We start from the raw sequence: 4,624 nt of genomic DNA, 5'->3' as shown, positions 1-4,624 counted from the left end.
GTTGATATACTAGTTAACAACGCTGGAATTACAAGAGATCGTACATTTCGTAAGCTTAGTGCAGATGAATGGTATGAAGTAATCAATGTAAATTTAAATAGTATTTATCATACAACTTCGGCTGTAATCCAAACGATGCTGGAACAGAAATATGGTCGAATTATAAATATTAGTTCAATTATTGGGCAAGCAGGTGCATTTGGGCAGACGAATTATTCTGCATCCAAATCGGGTATGATAGGTTTCACAAAATCATTAGCTCTTGAAACGGCAAAACAAGGGGTTACTGTAAATGCAGTTTGCCCAGGTTTTATCGATACTGAAATGTTTGCTGCTGTTCCAGAGCAAGTAATTGACCAAATCGTATCTAAAATACCAATGAAACGATTAGGATCAACACATGAAGTGGCAGAAGCTGTTCTTTTTCTTGCGAAAAGCAGTTATATAACGGGGCAAAGTATCAATGTAAATGGTGGAGCGTACATGTAGAAATGCGAATGAGTACCCTACGTTAGGGTATTTAATATGTGGGCAAATAAGGAGGAGAAACATATGGCTTTTGCTACTTCAAAAGAATTAGAATCATCATGGTTAAACATGATGCCGGATGATTTCCAAAAAGAATATAAACGTTTTTCACGAGTTTCAGAGGTTTTAACGAAAGAGCCAGAACCATTAGTAGGGCAGACTCCTAAGCAAGTCATTTGGACGAAAAATAAAGCGAAATTATACCGTTATCAACCGACGAAACCGAAGACAAAAAAAATACCAATACTTATGATTTATGCATTAATAAACAAACCGTACGTTTTAGATTTAACACCGGGGAGTAGTTTAATCGAATATTTAACTGATCGAGGTCATGATGTATTTTTAATTGACTGGGGTACACCTGGATATGAAGATCGTAATATGAAACTTGATGATTATATTTTAGACTATATTCCTAAAGCTGTTCAAAAGGTATTACGTACTACTGGTGCAGATGAAATTACGTTATTTGGATATTGTATGGGTGGTACGATGACCTCCATTTTTGCAGCGCTTCACCCAGACTTGCCAATTCGTAACTTGATTTTCTTAACAAGTCCATTTGATTTTTCTGATGCTGGATTGTATTCAAATTGGCTAGATGAACGTTACTTCAATCTAGATAAAATGGTCGATACATTTGGAATTGTCCCTCCTGAAGCGATTGATTTAGGAAATAAATTGTTAAAACCTCTTGTAAATTATCTTGGTCCGTACGTATCTTTAATGGATCGAGCCGATAATGAAACGTTTATAAAAAACTGGATGTTAATGCAGAAGTGGGTACATGATGGAATTCCATTCCCAGGTGAAGCTTACCGTCAATGGATTGGTGATTTCTATCAAAAAAATAAATTGATGAATGATGAATTAGTAATTCGTGGTCAAGAAGTACGATTAAGTAACATTAAAGCAAATCTTTTAAATCTTGCTGCTGATCGCGATCATATAGCTACACCACAACAAGTGAAACCATTATTGAATAAAGTATCTAGTAAAGATAAAACATTTGTAGTTATACCGGCTGGTCATGTCTCTATTACGGTTGGTGGAGCTGCAAATAATAAAACATATCCAACCATAGATAAATGGTTAATCGACCATTCTAAATAAGGGTTGTAAGTAAAGAAGCCAGTAAACTTTGTCAGAGATAAAGTTTACTGGCTTTTATTGATGTATGAAAATAGCTTTATGATTAAAATAAGTAATGTGAAACAATTTTCATATACGACTTAGCGATAATCAATAATGCTCTTTCATCAAAGTCGAATTTTGGATGGTGATGTGGCCAGTGTGTAGCTTCATCATCATTTTGTGCACCTACTCTAAAATAGGTGCCCGGTTTTTCAAGTAAAAAATATGCAAAGTCTTCAGCCCCCATTGAAGGTTGCATGTCGATTATAGAATCTTCATCAAAATGTTCAGCCAATAATTCTTTCACAAGTTCAGTTTCCGCAGGGTGATTATAAAGAGCAGGATAGCCATGTGTATAATCTATTGAATAAGATGCTCCAAAAGCGGTTGTAACGCCATCTATGATGCTATAAATTGTGTTTTCTATTTCAGTTCGCACTTTGCTATCAAAAGTACGTACTGTTCCTTCTAATGTTGCTGTATCGGCAATTACATTAAAGGCACTCCCAGATTGAAACTTACCAATTGTTACTACTGCTGAGTGAAAAGGGTTTACACTACGGCTTACAATCTTTTGTAAGGCATTTACAATGTCACTACCAATTACAATGGAATCAATGGCATCTTGAGGTCGTGCACCATGTCCACCTTTCCCTTGAATATGAATGGTGAATTTATCTGCAGCAGCCATTTGATAACCTTTTCCAACTAGTATTTTTCCAAGTGGTGTTTGCGAATCAAGGTGAACACCAAATATAAAATCAACTTGATCTAATACACCTTCTTCAACCATTGCTTTTGCTCCTCCTGGAGGGTATTCTTCTGCTGGTTGAAAAATAAAAATAACTGTTCCTTTCAATTGATCACGAAAAGTACTTAATGCCGCGGCTGTTCCAAGTAATGCAGCCGTGTGCCCATCATGCCCACATGCGTGCATGACACCAGGTTTAATAGATTTATAAGGAACTTCTTTCTCATCCTGGATGGGTAATGCATCGAAATCAGCTCGCAATGCAATGGTTTTACCAGGTTGATTTCCTTTCAGCATACCAGTTAAGCCATATCCACCTATACCTGTTTTAACATCTACTCCAAATTCAATTAGCTTTTCTTTAATATATTTAGCCGTTTCTTCTTCTTGAAAAGACAATTCTGGATTTTGATGCAAATGTCTTCGCCATCCGACGATATTGTGGTAATTTTCCGTTAATTTTTGTTCTATTTCTTCAAGTACATTTATATGTGAAGCCATTTTACCATCTCCTTATTCATTACTATAGTTTATTTCACTGAGAAACTATCATATCCTTTTCTTTATAGGAGATTGGTAGTTTCTTTTTTTATCAAATTATTTTAATTCATCTGGAATATACCAATAGCCATGTTTATTATTTTCGTCCATGTACTTTTTGAATTCCTTGGATTGATATGCAGCAATTACATCTTTAGCCCACTTCGTGTCTTTATTTGCTTCATTAACTACAGCTACTAATTCAAATTTTTCTAATACATCTTCTGCAAGTAAGCTTAATTCTGGATCTAGTTTAGATGCATACACAATACTACCAGGTATGACCCCATAATCTAAGTCAGTTAATGAGCGGGGAATGGTAGCGGAATCCATTTCAACAATTTTTAAATGATATGGATTTTCGACGACATCTTCTGCAGTAGCTTTAACTAGCTCAATACCATCTTTTAGCTTTATTAATTTTGCTTTTTGAAGAAGAGCATATCCTCTAGCTGCATTAGAAGGATCATTTGGTATACCAATCGCATCACCTTTCTTAACGTGATCCAAGGATGTTTTTCTTCCTGGGAAAATAGCTGCAGGTACTGTTGGTACAGGGGTTAAGCTCACAAGATTAGCGTTTTTGTTCTCATTAAAAGTATTCATATAGGCGGAATGTTGATCAACGTTTAAATCTACCTCGCCCTCACTTAAAGCAACATCGGCTTGAAGTAACTCCGTAAACTGTTTGTCTTCAATTGTATAGCCCTTTTCTTCTAAGATTGGTTTAACGGCTTTTAAGAAAAGCTCGCTATAAGGACCAGGTGATGTCGCTACAATAATTTTCTTTTTCTCTTTTCTTTCCGAGCTAGTTTCTTTTCCACATCCAATAAGAAATACTGTCAATAAAGCCAATAAACTAATGAATACCATCACTTTGTTCATTATCTTTTCTCCTTTAAGTATGAAATGAATTATGCCAAAACAAAAACTAATCATTTAATTCTTAGTTAATTGGTATGGATAATATGGTATTTACTATATTACTTATCTTTATATTTGGCAACCTTAATTTTCCATTTTTCTAATTGGTTTGAAGAGCTTACTGCATTTATTGGTAATGTATTAAAAATCATTATTAATGGACGATAGGTTAAAAAACTATTTGAACATGAAGAATTCTTAAAACAACTGTGATTGTAGAGAATTTACTATGTTACCAGCCTAGTAGGCTGGTTTTTCTTGTGCTGTTTAGATAAAGATGTGAAAGACATGAAAAAATAAAAAAGACTTCAATAATGAAGTCACTACTAAATCTCTTCATAAAAGAATGTAAAAATCATCTTTTCTCTAAATCTTTAGCCGTCTTACTAGTTTCCACAGTTTTCTCATCCTTCATTGTATCGAATAATATATCCATCATTGTAGATGAAACTCCGTACCAGTAGTTTTCATTTTTAAAATGGTGAAGTAAATGATGTTTTTTTAAGTAACGCCCATATGCAGTCATAGGCTTCACTGGGCGATGAGCAATATAATGCTTCCACTCATAAATTAATAACATATTAATTAGTCCACCTGCAAAGGCCAATGTGTAAGTTAATGATGAAGTAAGTAGATAAAATAAGAAAGATAATATGAAGAAATTAGGGATGCTGTACCAAATAGGTAAAAATAATAAAAACAAATTATTAGGATCTGAATGATGATCATAATGTAAACGTTTTA

5 protein-coding genes are annotated in these 4,624 nt (G+C 34.3%); 2 read left to right on the top strand and 3 right to left on the bottom strand.

The features are described 5' to 3' along the window. Nucleotides 1–489, top strand: a 489-nt coding sequence (locus V7014_RS22700; RefSeq protein WP_335510611.1) for an SDR family oxidoreductase, incomplete at its 5' end; no start/stop codon positions are given. 63 nt (nucleotides 490–552) lie between these two features. Next, the gene (gene phaC / locus V7014_RS22695) at nucleotides 553–1,644 is read left to right on the top strand and encodes a class III poly(R)-hydroxyalkanoic acid synthase subunit PhaC (protein ID WP_335510609.1); all 1,092 of its coding nucleotides are present in this window, start codon (nucleotides 553–555) and stop codon (nucleotides 1,642–1,644) included. Between the two features lie 82 nt (nucleotides 1,645–1,726). On the opposite strand, the gene V7014_RS22690 is transcribed toward phaC, so the two are convergent. The 3 genes from V7014_RS22690 to V7014_RS22680 all read right to left on the bottom strand — a co-directional run. Then, complete coding sequence (locus tag V7014_RS22690) at nucleotides 1,727–2,917, bottom strand: M20 metallopeptidase family protein (protein WP_335510607.1); 1,191 nt, start codon at nucleotides 2,915–2,917, stop codon at nucleotides 1,727–1,729. Between the two features lie 96 nt (nucleotides 2,918–3,013). Continuing rightward, nucleotides 3,014–3,841 (bottom strand): MetQ/NlpA family ABC transporter substrate-binding protein, encoded by an 828-nt coding sequence (locus V7014_RS22685; protein ID WP_335510606.1) that lies wholly within the window; start codon nucleotides 3,839–3,841, stop codon nucleotides 3,014–3,016. Nucleotides 3,842–4,235: 394 nt separating this feature from the next. Next, the coding region (locus tag V7014_RS22680) for a sterol desaturase family protein (protein ID WP_335510603.1) at nucleotides 4,236–4,624 on the bottom strand (389 nt) is incomplete at its 5' end.

This window comes from Bacillus sp. JJ722 (assembly GCF_036963345.1).
Classification (GTDB): Bacteria; Bacillota; Bacilli; order Bacillales; family DSM-1321; genus Bacillus_AD.
This window is presented reverse-complemented; position numbering and strand designations above follow the sequence as displayed.

Coding starts and splice junctions, on each gene's coding strand:
- V7014_RS22690 (WP_335510607.1), bottom strand. CDS start 2,917: ATGGCTTCACATATAAATGTACTTGAAGAAATAGAACAAAAATTAACG.
- phaC (WP_335510609.1), top strand. CDS start 553: ATGGCTTTTGCTACTTCAAAAGAATTAGAATCATCATGGTTAAACATG.
- V7014_RS22685 (WP_335510606.1), bottom strand. CDS start 3,841: ATGAACAAAGTGATGGTATTCATTAGTTTATTGGCTTTATTGACAGTA.